This window comes from Kitasatospora sp. NPDC001225 (genome assembly GCF_053597855.1).
In genome coordinates, this window is sequence record NZ_JBSFJC010000012.1 from 1 (window position 1) to 18,410 (window position 18,410).

At 71.7% G+C, this 18,410-nt stretch carries 15 protein-coding genes; 8 read left to right on the forward strand and 7 right to left on the reverse strand.

The window, feature by feature from the left end; all coding sequences use genetic code 11:
- Nucleotides 1-91: 91 nt before the first annotated feature.
- Nucleotides 92-643 (reverse strand): hypothetical protein, encoded by a 552-nt coding sequence (locus ACWDCZ_RS06215; RefSeq protein WP_449815342.1) that lies wholly within the window; start codon nt 641-643, stop codon nt 92-94.
- A 120-nt stretch (nt 644-763) separates the two neighbouring features.
- Nucleotides 764-1,345 carry a MarR family winged helix-turn-helix transcriptional regulator gene (locus tag ACWDCZ_RS06220; RefSeq protein WP_449815343.1) on the reverse strand — a complete coding sequence of 194 codons (582 nt, stop codon included), beginning with the start codon at nt 1,343-1,345 and terminating at the stop codon, nt 764-766.
- 144 nt (nt 1,346-1,489) lie between these two features.
- Between ACWDCZ_RS06220 and ACWDCZ_RS06225 the strand changes: the two genes are divergently transcribed.
- The 4 genes from ACWDCZ_RS06225 to ACWDCZ_RS06240 all read left to right on the forward strand — a co-directional run bounded on the left by ACWDCZ_RS06225 (nt 1,490) and on the right by ACWDCZ_RS06240 (nt 6,269).
- A complete protein-coding gene (locus ACWDCZ_RS06225) occupies nt 1,490-2,791 on the forward strand; it encodes an MFS transporter (RefSeq protein ID WP_449815344.1) in 1,302 nt (433 codons plus the stop codon).
- Nucleotides 2,792-2,979: 188 nt separating this feature from the next.
- Nucleotides 2,980-4,602 carry a dolichyl-phosphate-mannose--protein mannosyltransferase gene (locus ACWDCZ_RS06230; RefSeq protein ID WP_449815345.1) on the forward strand — a complete coding sequence of 541 codons (1,623 nt, stop codon included), beginning with the start codon at nt 2,980-2,982 and terminating at the stop codon, nt 4,600-4,602.
- Complete coding sequence (locus ACWDCZ_RS06235) at nt 4,602-5,384, forward strand: ABC transporter permease (RefSeq protein WP_449815379.1); 783 nt, start codon at nt 4,602-4,604, stop codon at nt 5,382-5,384. Before ACWDCZ_RS06230 ends, ACWDCZ_RS06235 begins: the two co-directional genes overlap by 1 nt.
- Nucleotides 5,385-5,681: 297 nt before the next feature.
- Complete coding sequence (locus tag ACWDCZ_RS06240; RefSeq protein ID WP_049656026.1) at nt 5,682-6,269, forward strand: TMEM165/GDT1 family protein; 588 nt, start codon at nt 5,682-5,684, stop codon at nt 6,267-6,269.
- A 35-nt stretch (nt 6,270-6,304) separates the two neighbouring features.
- Here ACWDCZ_RS06240 and ACWDCZ_RS06245 read toward each other — a convergent pair whose 3' ends face one another.
- Nucleotides 6,305-7,543: a hypothetical protein gene (locus ACWDCZ_RS06245; protein WP_449815346.1), complete on the reverse strand. Its 1,239-nt coding sequence runs from the start codon at nt 7,541-7,543 to the stop codon at nt 6,305-6,307.
- A 452-nt stretch (nt 7,544-7,995) separates the two neighbouring features.
- On the opposite strand from ACWDCZ_RS06245, the gene ACWDCZ_RS06250 reads away from it, so the two are divergent.
- Nucleotides 7,996-10,068 (forward strand): MFS transporter, encoded by a 2,073-nt coding sequence (locus tag ACWDCZ_RS06250; RefSeq protein WP_449815347.1) that lies wholly within the window; start codon nt 7,996-7,998, stop codon nt 10,066-10,068.
- A 52-nt stretch (nt 10,069-10,120) separates the two neighbouring features.
- On the forward strand, nt 10,121-10,600 hold the full coding sequence (locus ACWDCZ_RS06255) for a CYTH domain-containing protein (RefSeq protein WP_049650521.1): 480 nt from the start codon (nt 10,121-10,123) through the stop codon (nt 10,598-10,600).
- Nucleotides 10,601-10,614: 14 nt separating this feature from the next.
- Here ACWDCZ_RS06255 and ACWDCZ_RS06260 read toward each other — a convergent pair whose 3' ends face one another.
- Nucleotides 10,615-11,091: a MarR family winged helix-turn-helix transcriptional regulator gene (locus tag ACWDCZ_RS06260; protein ID WP_449815348.1), complete on the reverse strand. Its 477-nt coding sequence runs from the start codon at nt 11,089-11,091 to the stop codon at nt 10,615-10,617.
- Nucleotides 11,092-11,153: 62 nt separating this feature from the next.
- On the opposite strand from ACWDCZ_RS06260, the gene ACWDCZ_RS06265 reads away from it, so the two are divergent.
- Nucleotides 11,154-11,564: a cupin domain-containing protein gene (locus ACWDCZ_RS06265; RefSeq protein ID WP_449815349.1), complete on the forward strand. Its 411-nt coding sequence runs from the start codon at nt 11,154-11,156 to the stop codon at nt 11,562-11,564.
- A gap of 91 nt (nt 11,565-11,655) precedes the next feature.
- Here the strand turns inward: ACWDCZ_RS06265 and ACWDCZ_RS06270 are convergent, their stop codons facing one another.
- A complete protein-coding gene (locus ACWDCZ_RS06270; RefSeq protein WP_074000814.1) occupies nt 11,656-11,844 on the reverse strand; it encodes a hypothetical protein in 189 nt (62 codons plus the stop codon).
- A gap of 176 nt (nt 11,845-12,020) precedes the next feature.
- Between ACWDCZ_RS06270 and ACWDCZ_RS06275 the strand changes: the two genes are divergently transcribed.
- Nucleotides 12,021-12,344 (forward strand): antibiotic biosynthesis monooxygenase family protein, encoded by a 324-nt coding sequence (locus ACWDCZ_RS06275; protein ID WP_074000815.1) that lies wholly within the window; start codon nt 12,021-12,023, stop codon nt 12,342-12,344.
- Nucleotides 12,345-12,414: 70 nt separating this feature from the next.
- Here ACWDCZ_RS06275 and ACWDCZ_RS06280 read toward each other — a convergent pair whose 3' ends face one another.
- Both ACWDCZ_RS06280 and ACWDCZ_RS06285 read right to left on the reverse strand, forming a co-directional pair.
- Nucleotides 12,415-13,011: a hypothetical protein gene (locus ACWDCZ_RS06280; protein ID WP_049650518.1), complete on the reverse strand. Its 597-nt coding sequence runs from the start codon at nt 13,009-13,011 to the stop codon at nt 12,415-12,417.
- 343 nt (nt 13,012-13,354) lie between these two features.
- The gene (locus ACWDCZ_RS06285; protein WP_449815350.1) at nt 13,355-18,409 is read right to left on the reverse strand and encodes an HD domain-containing protein; all 5,055 of its coding nucleotides are present in this window, start codon (nt 18,407-18,409) and stop codon (nt 13,355-13,357) included.
- Nucleotide 18,410: the final 1 nt, after the last annotated feature.

Consider the following 18,410-nt stretch of genomic DNA (forward strand, 5'->3'; position numbering starts at 1 on the left):
CCCTCTTCCCTTCCCCCCACCCCCCCGCTGGGGGGGGGCCCCCCCCCCCGCTCCGCCCCGCCCCCCCCCCCCCCCCGCTGTGTCGGGCCGCTCAGATCTTGGCGTAGGTGACCGTGATCGTGGTCGACGAGCTGGTGATCAGCAGGTTGCTCTCGCCCTTCTCGGCGAGGACCGAACCGTCGCCCACCGGGGACACCTCGAAGCCGGCGGCCTTGAGCGCCGCCTGGTACGCGGCGAGGTCGCCGTCGGTGGCCTCGCAGGTGATGAGGTAGCCGCCGGTCGCGCCGTTGACCGTGGTGATCTTCCCGGTGGGGAGCGGGATGTCGGCGGGAAGGTCGGCGGGCCTGGTCTTGCCGTTCTGGACCGCGGTGGCGGGTGCGGTCCCGCCCGCCGCCGGAGCGGACGGAGTGGCGGCCGGGGCACCGGTCGCCGGCGTGGAGGGCGCGGACACCGGGGCGGAGGGCGCGGCGGCCGGGGTCGTCGGAGCGGCCGCCGCAGGAGTGCTCGCGGCGGTGCTCGGGGCGGCGGTGGACGAACCGTCGCTGTTGCATGCGGTGAGCCCCAGTCCGGCCGCGACGACGGCGGCGAGCAGGGCGGAGGTGCGCTTGATCTGCATGGTGGAGCCCAATCGGTAACGGAGCATCAGGATCGTTCCAGAGCCAGGCAGATTCTCATATCGAAGGGTTGGAAGCTAACGACTATCCGGCGGGCCGGGATCCTCCGCGTTCCCGGCCCCGGGCTCCTTTGTGTTCCCAGTGCCGGGCTACGCCTGGCCGGAGGTGCGGCCGGGGGCGTCCGGCCGGCTCTCCTCGATCCGCCGCAGCATCCGGCCCAGCATTGCGGAGAGCGCGGCGCGGTCCTCGCCCGCGACGTCCTGGAGCAGCTCCTCCTCGAACACCGCCGCCATCCGCATCGACTCCAGCCACTTGTCCCGGCCGGTCTCGGTCAGCTCGATGATCACCCGCACCCGGTTGTTCTCGTCCCGCTCCCGGGTGACCAGGCCGTCGGCGACCATCCGGTCGATCCGGTGCGTCATCGCCGCCGGGGTGAGTCCGAGCCGCTTGGCCAGCTCGCCCGGCCCCAGCTGGTACGGGCTGCCGGCGACCACCAGGGCCTTGAGCACCTCCCACTCGGCGGAGGTGATTCCGAGCACAGTCAGCTGGCGGTCGTACGCCACGCCCATCCGCCGGGAGACCCGGTTGAGGGTCTGCACGATGGTCTCCACCTGGGGGTCGACCGTGGGGAACTCCCGCTGGTAGAGGGCCACTTGCTCGGCGATGCCGAACTCCAGGGGGGTGGCCGGGGCGGGCTTGTCAGTGGCCGGCCGCGGCTTGTCCGTAGTCATGCGGACCAGTGTCGCACGAGCGTGCACTCCTTAAGCCTTTGACTCCGCACTCTTCCGGTGCTAAGACTTTATCTCGTCAAACTTTAGCTCTGAAATCTTCTGGACTTAAGAGTATCCAGTTGAAACCAGGAAGGGATGTGCACGGTGACCGGCACGGTGAAGCAGCAGAGGCAGCGGCGTGGAGCGGGCGGCCCGCTGCGCCGCGTCCAGATCGGCAACGCGCTCAGTGCGTTCGGCAGCGGGTTCACGATGCCGTACATGTTCGTGTACGTGGACCAGGTGCGCGGGCTGGGGTCGATGGTCGCCTGGATGGTGTTCACCCTCTTCGCGCTGGCGGCCCTCGCCGTCCTCCCGTTCATCGGCCGCGGCATCGACAAGTACGGCCCCCGCCCGGTGCTGCTGGCCGGTACGGCGCTCGCCGCCACCGGCGCGTTCGCCTTCGGCCACGCCACCGGCACCCCGGCCCTGCTGGTCTCCGCCTTCCTGTTCGGCGCGGGTGTCACCACCTGCCAGCCGGCGCTCGCCACCATGATCGTCCGCTGCTCCACGGCCGCCACCCGCTCGCGTGCCTTCGCGCTCCAGTTCACCCTGGTCAACCTGGGCATGGGCATCGGTGCGCTGGTCGGCGGGCAGATCGTGAACGTGTCCGACCCGGCCAGCCTCACCCGGCTGTTCACCATCGAGGCGGCGACGTTCCTCGGCCTCGCCCTGGTCACCGGCACCGCTCGGATATCCAAGGTCCAGCTGACCGCCGTCCACGAGAAGGCCGACGGCCCGACCGGCCTGCGCGCCCTGGTCGCCGACAAGGCGATGCTGCGGCTCTGCCTGCTCGCCGGGCTGATCTTCTTCACCTGCTACGGCCAGTTCGAGTCCGGTGTCGCGGCCTTCGCCACCTCCACCGTCGGCACCGCGCCCTCCACCCTGGGCTTCGCGATCGGCGCCAACGCGCTGACCATCGTGGTGCTGCAGATGTTCATGGTGCGGATCACCGCGCGCCGCCGCCGCACCACCGCGATGGCCGCGGCCGGCATGGTCTGGCTCGGCGCCTGGGCGATGGCCCTGGTGGCCGGCCTGATCCGGACGGAGACCATGGCCGCCACGGTCGCCATCGTCTCGATCTACGCCCTCTTCGGCGTCGGCGAGTCGCTGCTCGCGCCCACCATGGGCCCGATCGTCGCGGACCTCGCCCCGGCCCGGCTGCTCGGCACCTACAACGCCGGGTACTCCCTGGTGAAGCAGATCGCGATCGCGGTCGGCCCCGCCGTCGGCGTGCTGCTGGTCGGCTCCGGCGCCTGGCCGCTCTACCTGGCGGCCATGGCGGGCTCCACGGTGCTGATCGTCGTCCTGGCGCTGCGGCTGCGCCCGTACCTCACGCCGGAGCAGGACAACGCGGCCCCGGCCGTGGTCCACGCCGTCCCGGTCCGGGAACTGCAGACCGCCGCGTAGCGGAACGGCCCGCACGGGTGTTCGTCACGGGCGCCGACCAGGTCACCTGGTCGGCGCCCGTCGCGCTTGGCTTCGCGGGCACCGCCACATAGTGTCAGTGGCTGTTGACCGCCCGGCCCCGGCGGGCGCGGCGCGACCCGGGCGGAGCCAGGCCCCGGGCAGAGCAGACAGGCGAAATCGGCGAGGCTATGACGCAAGCGGCGCTCACGCACCCACCGGCGGCCCCGACCTCCGCCGCCCCGGCCCCGGCCCCGCGCGGGGGCCTGGTCCGCTGGGCGGCCGACCGCTCCGGCTGGCTCGGACCGATCGCCGTCGCGCTCTTCGCCGGCCTGCTGCGGTTCTGGAACCTCGGCCACCCCAACGCCTTCGTCTTCGACGAGACGTACTACCCCAAGGACGCCTGGTCGCTGCTCCAGCAGGGCTACGAGGGCACCTGGCCGGACCACGCCAACGCCGACATCCTCTCCGTCCCGCAGTCGATCCCGCTGGGCTCCGCGCCCGAGTTCGTCGCGCACCCGCCGCTCGGCAAGTGGGTGATGGCGACCGGCGAGCAGCTGTTCGGGCTCAACCCCTTCGGCTGGCGGTTCATGACCGCCCTGCTCGGCACCCTCGCCGTGCTGATGCTCGCCCGGATCGGCCGCCGCCTCTTCGGCTCCACCCTGGTCGGCTGCACCGCCGCGCTGCTGATGGCGGTGGACGGCCTCCAGCTGGTGATGAGCCGGGTCGGCCTGCTCGACGGCATCCAGATGTTCTTCGTGCTCGCGTCCTTCGGCAGCCTGCTGGTCGACCGCGACCACGTCCGCGCCAGGCTCGCCGGGGTGGCCGACGCCGACGCCGTCCGGCTCGGCTGGCGCCCCTGGCGGATCGCCGCCGGGGTGTTCGTCGGCGCGGCCTGCGCGGTCAAGTGGAACGGCGCCCCGATCCTCGCCGCCTTCGGCATCCTGACCGTCCTGTGGGACCAGTCCGGCCGCCGCGGGGCCGGCGCCCGCCGCCCCTGGCGCTCCATGCTGCGCCTGGACGCCGTCCCCGCCTTCCTCGCCATGGTCGGCTCCGCCGTGGTGGTGTACGTCGGCGCCTGGAGCGGCTGGCTGGCCACCGGAGGCAGCGGCGCCAACGGCGGGGGCGGTTACGACCGGCACTGGGCCGACGGGCGCGCCGGGCTCTCCCCGGACAGCGTCCTCGGCATCCCGCTGCCGCAGGTCCCGATGGGCTGGGTGCCCGCGCCGCTGCGCAGCCTGTGGCACTACCACGCGCAGATGTACGACTTCAACACCGGCCTGAGCACCCCGCACACCTACCAGTCCAACCCCTTCGCCTGGCTGGTCGACGGCCGCCCGGTCTCGATGTACTGGGAGCAGATCCCGTACGGGCAGCACGGCTGCACCTCCTCGGGCGGCTGCGCGGCGCAGATCCTCGGCCTCGGCACGCCGTTCCTGTGGTGGGCGGCCTGCTTCGCGCTGGTCTACCTGCTGTGGCGCTGGTTCTTCCGGCGGGACTGGCGCTCGGGCGCGGTGCTGTGCGCGGTCGCCGCGGTCTACCTGCCCTGGTTCCGCTACCAGGAGCGGACGATCTTCTCCTTCTACATGGTCGTGCTGGTGCCGTTCCTCTGCCTGGCCGTCGCCCAGATGCTCGGGGCGATCCTCGGCCCGGCCGGGTGCAGCCCCGAGCGCCGCCGGGTCGGGGCGATCGGGGCCGGGGCGGTCGTGCTCGCGATCGTCGGCTGCTTCGCCTTCTTCTACCCGCTGTACACGGCGGAGGTGATCCCGATGTCGTCCTGGCAGGACCGGATGTGGTTCACCAGCTGGATCTGATGCCGGTGCCGCTGGCGGCGTCGGGCGGCCAGCTGCTGCCGGTCACCCCGGTGCTCGGGGTGGTCACCGCCGTGCTGCTGCTGGCCGCCGTCGCGGTGGCCGGGCGGGGCCTGCTCGGCCACGGGCACGCCGTCCTGCGGGCCGGGCTGCGCGCGGTGGTGCAGCTGGCGGCCGTCGCCGCGGTGATCAGCTGGGTGGTCGGTTCGCTCTGGTGGTCGGCGCTGTTCGTGCTGGTGATGTTCTCGGTCGCGGTGCGCACCGCCGGACGGCGGATGACCCCGGGCCCGGGCTGGGTCTGGGCGGCCGCCCCGATCGGTGCCGGGGTGCTGCCGGTGCTCGCCCTGCTGCTGGGCGCCGGACTGCTGCCGGCCGAGGGCCTGTCCGTCATCCCGGTCGCGGGCATCCTGATCGGCGGCGCGCTCAGCGCGACCTCGCTGGCCGGGCGGCGGGCCCTGGACGAGCTGCGGCTGCGGCGCGGCGAGGTGGAGGCCGCGCTGGCGCTCGGCTTCGAGGAGCGCGACGCCCGGCTGGAGATCTGCCGGACGGCGGCGGCGACCTCGCTCGTCCCGGCACTGGACCAGACCCGGACGGTCGGCCTGGTCACCCTGCCCGGGGCGTTCGTCGGGATGCTGCTGGGCGGGTCCTCGCCGGTCCAGGCGGGGGCGGTGCAGCTGTTCGTGCTGATCGGGTTGCTGGCGGTGGAATCGGTGGCGATCGTGGTGGTGCTGGAACTGGTCGGGCGCGGGCTGGTCGCGGTCGAGCCGGACGGGGGCGGCCGGTAGGCGGGGCGGTGCCCGTCGGCCCGTCGTAGGTCACCGTGGGTCGTCGTGGCCCTCGTCGGTCTTCCGAGAGGGGTTGGTTGACGCCGTCGGGTACGCTTGGGGCCGTTGAAGGGGAGTAGCCCTCCACCGGACCGTCGACATACTGGCCCCCAGGGGCCCGGCGCCCGGGGCACCGCTCGATGAACGGTGCCGGCGAGACCTTCGGCCGCAGTGCTGTGACCATGACCAGTGCTGTCGGGCCGAAGCGTCCCCTGACGGAGCCGCGGCGGCCGGGCAGCCTCCGACCGAGGAAAACCCCTGATGAGTCTCACCGTTGCCGCGTTGACCTTCGGCATCATCTTCCTGGCCGAACTGCCGGACAAGACCGCGCTGGCCAGCCTGGTGCTCGGCACCAAGTACCGCGCGAGCTACGTCTTCGCGGGCATCGCCGCCGCCTTCGCCCTCCAGGTGGGCCTCGCGCTCGCCGCCGGGCACCTGCTCTCGCTGCTGCCGCACCGCTGGGTGGAGGGCGTCACCGGCCTGCTGTTCCTGGTCGGCGCGGCGATGCTGCTGTTCCACGGCGGCGAGGACGAGGACGAGCACGCGGCCAAGGAGCCGTCCTCGAACAGCTTCTGGAAGGTGGCCGGGGCCAGCTTCGTGGTGGTCGCGATCGCCGAGTTCGGCGACCTGACCCAGATCATGACCGCCAACCTGGCCGCCAAGTACGCCGACCCGCTGGCCGTCGGCCTCGGCTCCTGGCTGGCGCTGTGCGCGGTCGGCGGGATCGCCATCGTGGGTGGACAGAAGCTGCTCAAGTACGTGCCGATGAAGCTGATCATCCGGGTGGCGGCGGCGATCATGGTGGTGCTGGCGGGCATCAGCATCTTCGGGGCGATCACCGGCTGATCCGTCCGCCGTCCGCCGTCCGCCGCCCGTCGGCCTCAGCAGCTGTTGTGGGCGTCCAGGGCGGCACGGGTGTTGGGGCCGAAGACGCCCCGCTTGTCCCCCTTGACGGCCCACATCCACTGGACGTAGCCGACGGTGTTCACGGTGGTGTCGTCGTACACCCCGGTCACCGGCACGCTCGCCCAGCAGACGACGACGGCGAGCTTCTGCTGGAGGGCGGTCACGTCGGGCCCGCTCATCCCGGACTGCAGCACGCGCGGGGTCGGGGCGGTGGTGGGCGTCGGGGTCGGGGAGGGGGCCGGGGGAACGGTCGGCGTGGGGGCCGGGGCGGGGGGAGCGGCCGGGGCCTCGGTGGTCGGTGCGGCCGTCGGCGGCGGGGTGACCGTCTTCGTCGGGCTCGGCTTGCGGGTGGCGGTGGGCGTCGGGCTGGGCGCCTCGCTGGTCGGCGCCGCCGTGGTCGGAACGGGTGTCGCCAGGGTGGGCGGGTTCACCGGGGCGGGCGCCAGGGTGCTCGTCGGCAGCGGCTGCGCCTGCTTGGCCGGCGGTTCGGCGGAGGGCGTCACCGCGTACGCGACGCCGATGGTGAGCGCGACCAGGGCGGCGCCGATCCCGGCGAGCAGCCCCTTGCGCTGGGCGAGCGGGCGCCGCTCGGCCTGCTCGGCCGCCCGTCTGGCGGCCCGGCCGCCGCCCTCGGGCCCGGGCACGTCCGGGGCCCGCGCGACGTCCGGGCCCTGCCCGGCGCCGGGTGCCTGCCCGAAGGCGAAGAGGCCGATCTCGTTCCCGCCCGGCCCGGCGGGCGGGACCGGCGGCAGCACGGTGGTGGCGTACGCGTCCCCGTGGCCGCCGGGGTGGGCGCCGGGGTAGCCGTCGGCGGCGGGGCCGAACGGGTCCTGCCCGGGGCCGGCCGGGGCCTGTCCCGACCCGAAGGGGGCCTGCGCCGACCCGAAGGGGTCCTGTCCCGGGGCGACGGGCGGCAGCACCGTGGTGGCGTACGCGTCCGCGTCCGGTCCGAGCGGGGGAGCGGCCGGCTGCCCGGGGGCGGGCTGCCCCGGGGGGACCGGCGGCAGCACCGTGGTCGCGAACGGGTCCACCACCGGCGCGTTCGGGTGGCTCTCGTCGGCCACCTGGTCGGCGGTCTGCGGAACGTACGGGCGGACCAGCGGCGGGCCCTCGACGTGCGGCAGGACGGCGGTCTCGGTGAGGCTCGGGTCCGGGACGCAGCCGCACCCGGTGGAGCGTGCGGTGCCGCACGTCGGGCAGTGCTGGTCCGGCATCGGCCGGTCCTCCTCGGTTTCGCGTCGACTTCGCGGTCGGTCGGTCGGTCGTTGGTCAGTCGTCGTTCGTTCAGTCGGTCGATCGTCCGGTGCGCGTTCGGCGCGTGTTCCCGGCGGATCCGGGCGCACGATCGGGCCTGATTATGCAGGACCGTCCGAAGGGGGGACAGGGGCGTCCGTCCCCCGGCGGGGGTGTTGTGCCGGTTGGTGCGGGTTGGCTCCTCCGAGAACGCCCGGAGCGCGGCGGTTGTCCCCGGCGCTTACGCTCGGCTCAACCCGGTGGAACATACCGGGACGAAACCGACCAGCGCGGTGAGCTGGGAGTGATCATCCGCACGGCCCGGCCGACGGGCCCGGGACCCCATGGAGACGCCATGCCCACGGAGACGCCGTGATGCCCGGGGAGACGCCGTGACGCCCCGCGCGGACGCCGTGACGCCCGCGGGGACCCGATGACGGAGCCGCGCACCGCGTCCGGCCGGAGCCCGGCGGGCGAGCCCGGCCCGCCGGCGGTCACCGTCCCCAACCTCTGGGTGCCGATCGGCGCCCTGCTGCTGGCGATGCTGCTCGCGGCCCTCGACCAGACCATCGTCTCCACCGCGCTGCCGACCATCGTCAGCGACCTCGGCGGCCTCGACCACCTCTCCTGGGTGGTCACCGCCTACCTGCTGGCCTCCACCGCCGCGACCCCGCTGTGGGGCAAGCTCGGCGACATGTACGGCCGGAAGCGCTTCTTCCAGGCCTCCATCGTGATCTTCCTGCTCGGCTCGGTGCTGTGCGGGATCGCCCAGAACATGGGCGAGCTGATCGCCTTCCGCGCCCTCCAGGGCCTGGGCGGCGGCGGGCTGATGGTGCTCTCCCAGGCGATCGTCGGCGACCTCGTCGCGCCCCGGGACCGCGGCCGCTACCAGGGCCTCTTCGGCGCCGTCTTCGGCGTCACCAGCGTGCTCGGCCCGCTGCTCGGCGGGGTGTTCGTCGACCACCTCAGCTGGCGCTGGGTGTTCTACATCAACCTGCCGATCGGCATCGTCGCCCTGGTGGTGATCGCGGCGGTGCTGCACGGGCTGGAGGTCCGGCGCGAGCACCGGATCGACTACCTGGGCACCGTCCTGATCGCCGCCGTCGCCACCTGCCTGGTGCTGATGACCTCGCTCGGCGGGACCACCTGGGCCTGGACGTCCTGGCAGGTCGTCGGCCTCGGCGTGCTCGGGCTGGTGCTGCTGCTCGCCTTCGTCCAGGTCGAGCGGACGGCCGCGGAGCCGGTGCTGCCGCTGCGGCTGTTCCGCTCGCGGACGTTCAGCCTGGTCGCGGTGATCTCCTTCGTGGTCGGCTTCGCGATGTTCGGCGCGCTGACCTACCTGCCGACCTTCCTCCAGGTGGTCCAGCAGGTCTCGCCCACCATGTCCGGCATCCACATGCTGCCGATGGTGCTCGGCATGCTGCTCACCTCGATCGGCTCCGGCCAGATCGTCGCCCGTACCGGCCACTACCGGATCTTCCCGATCGCCGGGACGGCCGTGACGACCATCGGGCTGCTGCTGCTCTCCCGGCTGGACGAGCACAGCAGCACCGCCGAGATGAGCTTCTACTTCCTGGTCTTCGGCCTCGGGCTGGGACTGGTGATGCAGGTGCTGGTGCTGATCGTGCAGAACTCGGTCGGCTACGAGGACCTCGGCGTGGCCACCGCGGGCGCCACCTTCTTCCGCTCCATCGGGGCCTCCTTCGGCGTCTCCATCTTCGGGACGGTCTTCGCGAGCGGACTGCGCAGCCGGCTCGCCGACGCCCTGGCGGGGGTGCCGCTGCCGCCCGGCTTCCGACCGGAGGTCATCACCTCCGACCCGCGCGTCATCCCCCAACTGCCGGCCGCCGTCCAGCCGGGCGTCTACCACGCGTACGCCGAGTCGATCACCCGCGTGTTCCTGTACGCGGTGCCGGTCGCGGTGGTCGCCTTCGTGCTGTCGCTGTTCCTGCGCGAACAGAAGCTGCGCTCCACCGTCACCGCTCCGGACCTCAGCGAGTCCATCGGGGTCAACCCGGTCGAGCGGACCTCGCTGGACGAGATCGCCCGCGCCCTGTCGGTGCTGAACAGCCGCGAGGCCCGGCGCGACCTCTTCCGGCGGATCACCGAGACCGCCGGGCTGGACCTGCGGCCCGCCTCCAGCTGGCTGCTCCTCCAGATGCACCAGCACGGCTCGGTCGAGCCGGCCGAACTGGCCGAGCGGCGGATCGTCCCGGTCTCGGTGATCGAGGAGGCCGTCCGGGAGGTGGAGGGCCGGGGGCTGGCGGCGAGGGCCGGCGGGCTGCCGCTGCGGCTCACCGAACCGGGGGAGGAGGCGGCGCTGCGGCTGGTCGCCGCCCGGCGCACCCAGCTCGCCGAACTGCTGGGGGACTGGGACGAGCAGCGGTACGCCGAGCTCGCCGGGGTCCTGAACCGGCTCAGCTCCTCGCTCTGCGCGGACCGGCGCGACCGTCCGGACCCGTCGGGGCCGCAGGGGCCGTACCGTGGGGAGGGGCGGTCGTTCTGACCGTCCGTTCGTCCGTCGGCCCGTGGGGCGTGACCGGGAAGGGTGGTGCGGCGTGCCGCTCGAGATCGAGCGCAAGTTCCTGCTGGAGGCCTTCGAGCCGCCGGAGACGGCGGTGCGGCAGCACATCGAGCAGGGGTACATCGCGATCAAGGACGACGGGACGGAGGTGCGGCTGCGGCGGATCGGCGGCAGCTGCGTCCTCGGCGTCAAGCGCAAGGCGTCCGGCGCCGGTTCCCCGGTGCGGATCGAGGTGGAACGCGAGCTGGGGGAACAGGAGTTCACCGAACTCTGGCCGGCCACCGAGGGCGCGCGGCTGGTCAAGGAGCGCTACACCTTCGACGCGTCCGGCGTCACGGTCTACGCGGACGTCTACCAGGGGGAGTTGGCCGGACTGCGCACCGTCGAGGTCGAGTTCGGCTCGGAGGCCGAGGCGGCGGCGTTCTCGGCGCCGGAGTGGTTCGGCGCCGAGATCACCGGCGTGAAGGCGTACAAGAACCAGACCCTGGCGACCGGCGGTCTGCCCAACTCCTGAGACCGGTAACGGGGTTACGGTGCCCCGAACCAGCGCGGGGTGTCGAGGCGGAACGGGTCGCCGGGGGCGAGCAAGCGCAGGCCGTCCTCCAGTTGGCGCAGCTGCTCCTCGCCCAGGGCCGCCGCCCACTCCTCGCGCAGCTCGTCGAAGATCCGGGCCGAGCGGAGCAGGCAGTCCAACCCGCGTGCGGTGAGCCGGACCAGCTTGCGCCGGGTGTCGGCCGGGTCGGCGGCCCGCTCGACGTAGCCGAGCTGCTCCAGGCCGTCGATGGTCTTGCCCGCGGCCTGCTTGGTGACGCCGAGGCGGCGGCCGAGCTCGGTGGCGGTGGTGCCGTGCGGGCCGATCGCCTGGAAGACGAAACCGTGCATCGGGCGCAGGTCGGGGTGGCCTTCGCGGGCGATGCGCTCGTGCAGCTCGTCGATGATCGTCCGGAAGGCGAGCAGTAGGCGCAGCGGTAGCTCAAATCCCGGCGGGGACGGTTCACTTGACACGATAGACAACCTCATTGACCATATAGACAACTTCATTGTCCATCTTAGGGGGTTCCCTCGCCATGCCCGTCATCCGCCGGACCGACGCCCGCCGCACCGAGACCCCGAACGCCGTCATGACCACCTACGCCTCGCCCACCCAGGGCGCCACCTCCCTCGCCGTCTGGCACGTCGACATGACCGCCGGCGCCCGGGGCCCGCTGCACGCCATGGACACCGAGCAGGTCTGGACACTCCTCACCGGCACCGCCCGGATCGACCTGGCGGGGGAGGTCTTCACCCTCGCCGCCGGAGACACCGCCGCCCTCCCCGCCGACACCCTCCGGCAGATCGCCACCGACACCGGCTTCACCGCCGTCGTCGCCTCCCCGTCCCCCGCCCACGCCTACAACCCCGACGCCGTCACCCCGCCCGACGCCTGCGCCCTCGCCCCGCGCGACGACCAGCGCGTCCTCCCGCCGTGGATCGCCTGAGCCTGAGCCCGATGCCGACGGGGGTGGGGATGGGGGCGGGGACGGGGGCGGCCGAGGACTCGCCCCGGCCGTCCCCGCTCGACAGCCGCCGCTACCGCTGGCCCTCGATGTCGTTCCCCTGGTCGTCCACGTTCTGCTGACCCTGCTGTTGGGCCTGTTGCTGGGCCTGCGAGGCCTTCTGCTGGGCCTCGTCCTGTTGCGGTTGCCCGCTTCCGATGCGCTGCTTGGCCTCTTCCTCGGCCTGCTGGGCCTTGTCCCGGAACTTGTCGCCGATACCCATGACCGTTCCCCTGTCCCTCGGGTTCTGGGCTCTACCTCCAGGCTTCCACCCGGGCCCGGTCCCTGCATGTCGACGCCCCACTACCCGCCGTGACCGCCGGTGCCTCCGAACGGTCCGGCCGTGAGGTGTAGCAGACTGCTCCCCGTAAGCAGTCACCGGAGCAGAAGGAGTGCGCCATGTCCGTCGTCAAGATCAACGTCCTGACGGTGCCGGCCGAGCAGCGCGAGGTGCTGGAGCAGCGCTTCGCCTCCCGGGCCGGCGCGGTGGAGAACTCGGACGGCTTCGAGTGGTTCGAGCTCCTCCGCCCCGTCGAGGGCACCGACCAGTACCTCGTCTACACCCGCTGGCGCAGCGAGGAGGACTTCAAGGCCTGGATGGAGGGCCCCATGAAGGCCGCCCACCAGAACGGCCCCGCCGGCGAGGCCCCCAAGCGCCCCGCCGCCTCCGGCTCCACCCTCTGGTCCTTCGAGGTCGTCCAGTCCGCGGGCCCCAAGGCCTGACCCGGGGCCCATCGCGAACCGTCCGCCTGAAAGCGCGTTTCCGGGCGGACGGTTCCCGGTCCTGCGGCGCTCAGCACGATGCGACGGGATGCATGCCCAGCAGGCTCCCCATAGGCACGGTCGCGCTACCTGACGTTGTCGTCGGGCGGATCAGGAGCTGGCGCTGATCTGCCGACACCAACTCGCCGCACATCTCGCCGGAGGGGGTGGTGACCCTGACGAGGTTCGCGGGTTTGGTCTGGGTGGCGGTCCACGTGACGGCGACAGCGGCCACGATCAGCATGAGGCCGAGCACGCAGCAGGCCGACGCCCGAGCCAGCGCTGTCGTCACCCGGGATGCTTCCCGTTCGGTCCATCGGCGGAGTGCCTGCCCACCGAGCAGGATCTCTTCTTCCGGGGCACCGTGGGCTGCTCGCATCGCGAGGAGGGAGCCGGTGACGAGCAATGCGAAGGCTCCGACCAGCAGTCCGGTGGCCGTCAGCCGTGCCCATTCCGGCAGATCGGCCAGGTTGTCCCGCCCCTTCAGGAGGGCGAGTACGGTGAGCAGGGCCGTCAGTCCTGTCAGCCCGGTTCGCCAGCCTTCGGCCTGGCGGCGGAGCTCGGGTAGCCGGGTGAACTCGAGTTCCCGGGCCAGTTCGGCCCAGCGGCGGTCGGATCTGGCACTCACGCTCGGAGCCTCCAGCTCGCACCGCACCCGAGGAAGAGGGAGTCCGGGGGGAGCTCGGGGTGTGCGTGCCCGCACTCGCAGAAGTGCACTTCCCCGACCAGCGGTTCGGGTTCGACCGCCGCACTCCTTCGCCCGATGAGCAGGTCGACGAGTCCCTTCCCTCCGATCCCCGGAATCCCTCGCCGGATCTCCGTCTCGGTCCGACCGTGGCAGCGTGGACAGGCACCACTCACCATGACCCCGCGCCCGTCGGGGGTGGGGCGTTGGTCGAAGTCCGTGCGGTCGAGGGGGCCGAGGTCCTCCTCGGCGTAGGGCTTGTCGAACGCGTGTGGTGGTTGCTGCGTCAAATCCGATCCTCCGGTGGGATATCCAGCGTGAAGAGTTCTGCGTAGTTCGTGAGTCGTGCCCGGACCCAGGCGACTGTTTCCCCGACCCCCGCGGCCGCGAAGGCAAGTCGTTCCGGCGTCACCTCGCCCGACACCATGGGCGGCATGCCGTCGAGACCTTCGGAGAGGATCGCCAGATCCTGCCAGATCGGTACGACGTCGGGAATGCCGGTCGTCGGCCAGGCCGCCGCGGGTTCCAGCGGGAGGTACGGCATGATGCGCTGCCAGGTGCGGGGGAGCGGCTCGCCGAGTCGGCCGGCGATGCCGACGAGGTCGAGCGGGCTGATCGGGTCGTCCGGTCCGGACGCCCGGCACGTGGGGTCGAGTGCGTACGCGTCGGTCTCCTCCGGTACGTCCTCAGGCAGTTCGGCGAGGGCTTCGGCGGTGAGCTCGGGAATGTCCGCTCCGATGGACCGGAGCGGAGCCAGCAGTCCGAAAGCGGCGCGGGCGCCCACGTTCTTCGCGCGGGCGTAGCGGATGAGAGCCGACGGGGTGAGGCGGGTCCAGCGGGGAGTCTCGAACCATTCCTCGTAGTCCTCGTCGCCGCCAAGGTCGATCAGTGCGTGGATCTCGTCCCAGGACGGTCGGAAGTTCTTCAGCTCGGCGCTCAACTCGGGGGCCGTGAGCTCCGATCCGAGGCCCAGGCGGCGGGACTCCTTGGCAGCGGTCTTCCACAGGAACGAGAGCTTTTGCTGGAGCTGTTGGCTGCCGGTGAACAGCACCTCCGAACTGGGCAGCACGGGGTAGTCCGCCCCGTCGAAGGACGGGTCGCGGCCGGAGAACGCATACTTGCTCGGCAGCGGGAGATCGTTCCAGGCGCGCAGAAGCCGGCCTCCGTCCGGGATGTCCACCCCGGCACCGCGCAAGTCTTCCAATGCGTCGGCGAGTTCCGACCACTCAAGCCGGGGGGCGGCGAACGCGAGATCGCGGAGGGAGAAGCCTTCTTCCAGCCGGAACCCCTCCTCGTGCAGTCGGGCGACGAGCGTTCCGGTCTCCTCTTCCGGAATGTGACCGCGGCCGGCCGATCCGTTCGAATACCGCCGCTGGTAGGTCAGTTGCAGTCGATCGGCCTCGCGCGCGAGGAGCTTCTCCGCCTTGCGCAGCGAGATGCCCCACTCCGCGGCCAGATCGAATGTGGCGGCCCAGGGGAGCGCGGAGCCGCCGTCGGGGGATCGGACGGTGTAGTGCTGGAGCACCGGTGCCAGTTCGTCGGGAGTGGCCGCCCATTGGGCGACGAGGGTGGGGTCGGGAGCCGGTCGTCCGAGCCAGGAGAACCGGGACGCCCTCCGACACGCTTCGGTGGGGCTGATCCCCAGCGTCGCCGCGATGAGGGGGATGTCCCACGCATGGGCCACCAGCCGCCAGGATTGCGTCCCTTGGAGTATGTAGAGCAGCCTGAGGTCGTCCTTGTCACCTATGTGGTCGCGGTGGTGATCGGGCGCCTCGCCGAGTGGGGCGAGGAGGAACGGGGCGTAGCGTGCGCAGGTGTCGGCCAGCTCGCCGAGCGTCCGGCCGCTGGTCATCGAGGCACGGACGATGCCACTGAGATCCGATGGGGCATGGCGGTAGCCGATTCCGGGATGGTCCTGGAGAAGCCGATCCCGGCTTGCCCGGAACCTCGGATCATCGGGAGGCAACAGCGCCTCCATGATCACGGAATCGAGGTAGGTCGGCTTCCAGGCCAGGTCGCCCTCACGTACGGCCGGTCCGGCGAACGAAGCGTGTGAGATCCGCAGTCCGCGGGCGGCGCGGAGTACTTCCGCCGGTGTGCTTCCCTGGGACCGGGCGAGCGAGATTACGTTGCGCCAGTCCCTGGTATCCGTCGTGGCCACCGCGGACCAACCGGGCTCGGGGACCGGATGCCCCTCGGGCGAGAGCGGCCCGTGGGACCCGCCGGAGCGACCTGTGCGCAGCACAGTCGAGCGCCACGGCCGGATGGCGTGCTGGATGTCCCGCTTGCTGTAGTTGTTGCGGTGTTTGTCGTTCAGCCACTGGTCAAGGCTGAACCAGCCGACCTCGTTCAGGCGGACCTTGTTCCGGTACCCGTTCCTGGCCTGCACCTGGACGCCGCGGTCGTGCCACTCCTGCCACAGCGTTCGGGCTGCCCGGAGCTTGCGGTCTTCCAGGTTGTGCATCCAGGCGAGGTCCAACTCGGGCCAGGTCGCGAGGGTTTGGGCGCCCAGCCGCCACTGTTCCGCCTCCCAGGCGCGGTCATAGCGTTCGAGCTTCTTGCGGTTGACGCTCAGTTCGCCTGCGTGGGGGCCGGTCAGGTTGAGGACGTAGCCAAAGGGGCGCACATTGGTGGCGATGCCGTCACAGAGGACCGCTCCTTCGCCCTTGACCCACCAGAGTGTTCCCGGAACGGCTTCGACAGCCGTCTCGGACTCGACAGCCCGTTGGCCTGAACCCAGTTGGAGGGCACCCGGCAGCCACACCTGGTCGAGGTCGTCCCCGTTCCATGCCTCCAGCCGGAACTCACTGACAAGAACCAGCGGCCGGAGGACGTCCGCGCAGGCCGAGCCGGGCAGGGCGTACTCGTTGCGGAGATAGAGCCGAACCCGGGTGCCGCCCTCAGGAAGGCTGTCGCCGTGTTCGGCCTTCTCCTCCTGCACACGGAACAGGCTGCCGCTGCTCGGCACCTCCACCCGCAGAGCGGTGGCGGCGGGACGGCCGTCCTCGTCGACCGGACGCGTAGTGATCGTCATCTCGTCGGCCAGCATGAAGTAGCTGAAGACGCCAATGCCGAACCGGCTGTTGGGGTAGAGCCGGAGCGAACGGTCGTGTCGCAGCCAGGCTGCCTGTTCCCGCCGAAAGGCGCGGGCCTGCTCGAAGCGGCGGCCGGCGCGGGTGAACGTGTTGGTGAGCTGGTCGACCGTCATCCCGACGCCGTTGTCGACACACTCGACGTAGCGGCCCCGGGCGTCCGTGCCCGTCCCGATCCGGATGGCACCGGACCACGGCGTGGGCGTGCGGCCCAGTCCGGTGAGGTACCGCAGGCGCATCTCGCGGTAGCGGCAGGCGTCCATGGCGTTCTGGTACATCTCGCGCACGGCAAGGCCCCGCTCACCATCGTAGAGCTTTTCGCCCATCAGCAAGCGGCGCACCTCGGTCTGGGCGAGCGAGAACTGCAGTAGCGGGACGTCGTAGGCGCGCTGTCCTGGTGAGCCGGCCGGTCGCAGGTTGCGGTCCGTTGCACGGGCCGGAAGCCCCGTGAGCAGCAGGGCGTCGCGTGCGGCCATCATGCGGGCCTTGTCTCGGAGCATTTGGCTCAGTTCGTCGACATCCTCCACGATGGTGCTGAGCGCGGCGTGCAGCGCCGGGTGCGGGCACATGACGTCGAGGTGCAGGTCCTGAGGCTCGTTCCCGTGGTCCTCGGTGTCCCAGACCGCCTCCCGTAGTACTCCGATCACCTCCTGCGGTCGCACCCGGTCGGAGACGGCCAGATGTTCGGCCAGGACCTCGGGCAGGGTACGGGCGTCGAAGGCCATGAGCGCAGCCAGTCGCAGGAGTGCGGCCAGCGGGCGCAGCCGGAGCTCCTGGGGTCGCTCAGGAAGGGCGTGCCGGCTCGGGAGCGGCGCAGACTGGTCGAACGGCAGGCCGAGCGTGGGGCCGGCGGCAATCAGCTGAAGGGCTGAGGACAGCTCGCGGACGCGGTCGGTGCGGCCGGCGGACGCCGCCTCGTCGGCCGCCATCAGCCGGGCGGCGAACCTGTCGGCCCGCTCCACCGGCACCGGCTGGTCGTCGGTCTCGAACCGGTCGGCGATCCAGCGGTGCGTCAGCCAGAGGGCGACCGCGTGCTTCTCCGCCGGCGGATCGGTGTACCACAGGTAGGTCTGGGAGAGCACCTCGGCGATCTGCGGATAGTGCTTGACGATCTGTTCGTAGTGTGACCGGAGTGAGTCTCCGTCCTTCTCTGGACGGACGAAGTAGGGACCGACCTCATAGGCCTGGCTGAGCCGGTCGGCCCAGGCCGCCTCGTGGAGGAAGACCCCGGCGATCAGTGCGGTGACCTCAAGCGCGGACAGCTCGGTTTTCTCGCCGAGAAGCTGCGGTATCCGCAGACGAAGAAGCCGGACCGGGAAGTCGTCGTCGGCCCAGGGGTCGGGCAGCCGGGTCTGTGCTCGGTGGACGTCACGTGCCGTCTCGGCGGCAAGGGCAGTCAGCTGTTCCTGGAAACGGGGTACCAGGCATTGGTCCGAGGCCGGGATCCGGGACCAGAGTTCGGGCGCGTGGACGACCTCGCGCCAGGAATCGAGCAGTCGCCGGCCCGGGGCGACGACCGTCCCCCGGGTCTCCTCCTCCAGGTCCCTGCCGTAGTGGATCCGGACCTCCTGCGGGTCGGCACGGTGGTGCAGTGCCAATTGGCGGGTGCGCAGGGAGGCCGTCCGGTAGACCTGCTCCACCGTGGAAGCCTCGGTCAATGGCCCGAAGGCCTCGGCGAGCGCGCGGGTGAAGAAGCTACCGGCGTCGGTGTAGCCGCAGCGCTGCCCGGGCTTGCAACCGGTCATGACGGCGAAGCCGCCGCGGGCCGGGCCCCTGGTGATGCCGCTGCCGAAGACCACCGGGCCGCTGTCCTCGGGTGAACGACAGGCATCGATCAGCCACAGGACGGTTCCGGCGGTACAGCCGGACAGGTACTTGCTGACGTCCGCGTCGATCAGGGATTCGGTGATGTGCGGTTGCTTCCAGGCTGCCGGATCGCCATCGGCGGGGGCCAGGGCATCGGTGGGCAACAGGTAGTCGGTGTCGTGGATCCGGATGCCGTGTCCGGAGAAGTACAGCAGCAGGGTGCTGCCGGCCGGGGCGTCCTGTGCGATCCGGGTGATGCGGTCGGCGATCTCGTTGCGGGTTGGGTCCCGCAGCGTCTCGACGTCGTAGCCGGCGTCAGTGAGAGCTGCGCCCAATTCGTGCAGGTCCGCGGTGACCGCGTTTTGCAGCGGGGGGAAGCGATGCGCCGCGGCCGGGGTTTCACCCACCCCGATCAGCAATGCCCTGCGCGTTCCTTCGTCCACG

What these genes read in the sequence shown, in the direction of transcription:
- ACWDCZ_RS06215 (WP_449815342.1), bottom strand. Translation starts at nt 643, where the DNA reads ATGCTCCGTTACCGATTGGGCTCCACCATGCAGATCAAGCGCACCTCC.
- ACWDCZ_RS06220 (WP_449815343.1), bottom strand. Translation starts at nt 1,345, where the DNA reads ATGACTACGGACAAGCCGCGGCCGGCCACTGACAAGCCCGCCCCGGCC.
- ACWDCZ_RS06230 (WP_449815345.1), top strand. Translation starts at nt 2,980, where the DNA reads ATGACGCAAGCGGCGCTCACGCACCCACCGGCGGCCCCGACCTCCGCC.
- ACWDCZ_RS06235 (WP_449815379.1), top strand. Translation starts at nt 4,602, where the DNA reads ATGCCGGTGCCGCTGGCGGCGTCGGGCGGCCAGCTGCTGCCGGTCACC.
- ACWDCZ_RS06245 (WP_449815346.1), bottom strand. Translation starts at nt 7,543, where the DNA reads ATGCCGGACCAGCACTGCCCGACGTGCGGCACCGCACGCTCCACCGGG.
- ACWDCZ_RS06250 (WP_449815347.1), top strand. Translation starts at nt 7,996, where the DNA reads ATGACGGAGCCGCGCACCGCGTCCGGCCGGAGCCCGGCGGGCGAGCCC.
- ACWDCZ_RS06265 (WP_449815349.1), top strand. Translation starts at nt 11,154, where the DNA reads ATGCCCGTCATCCGCCGGACCGACGCCCGCCGCACCGAGACCCCGAAC.
- ACWDCZ_RS06270 (WP_074000814.1), bottom strand. Translation starts at nt 11,844, where the DNA reads ATGGGTATCGGCGACAAGTTCCGGGACAAGGCCCAGCAGGCCGAGGAA.
- ACWDCZ_RS06275 (WP_074000815.1), top strand. Translation starts at nt 12,021, where the DNA reads ATGTCCGTCGTCAAGATCAACGTCCTGACGGTGCCGGCCGAGCAGCGC.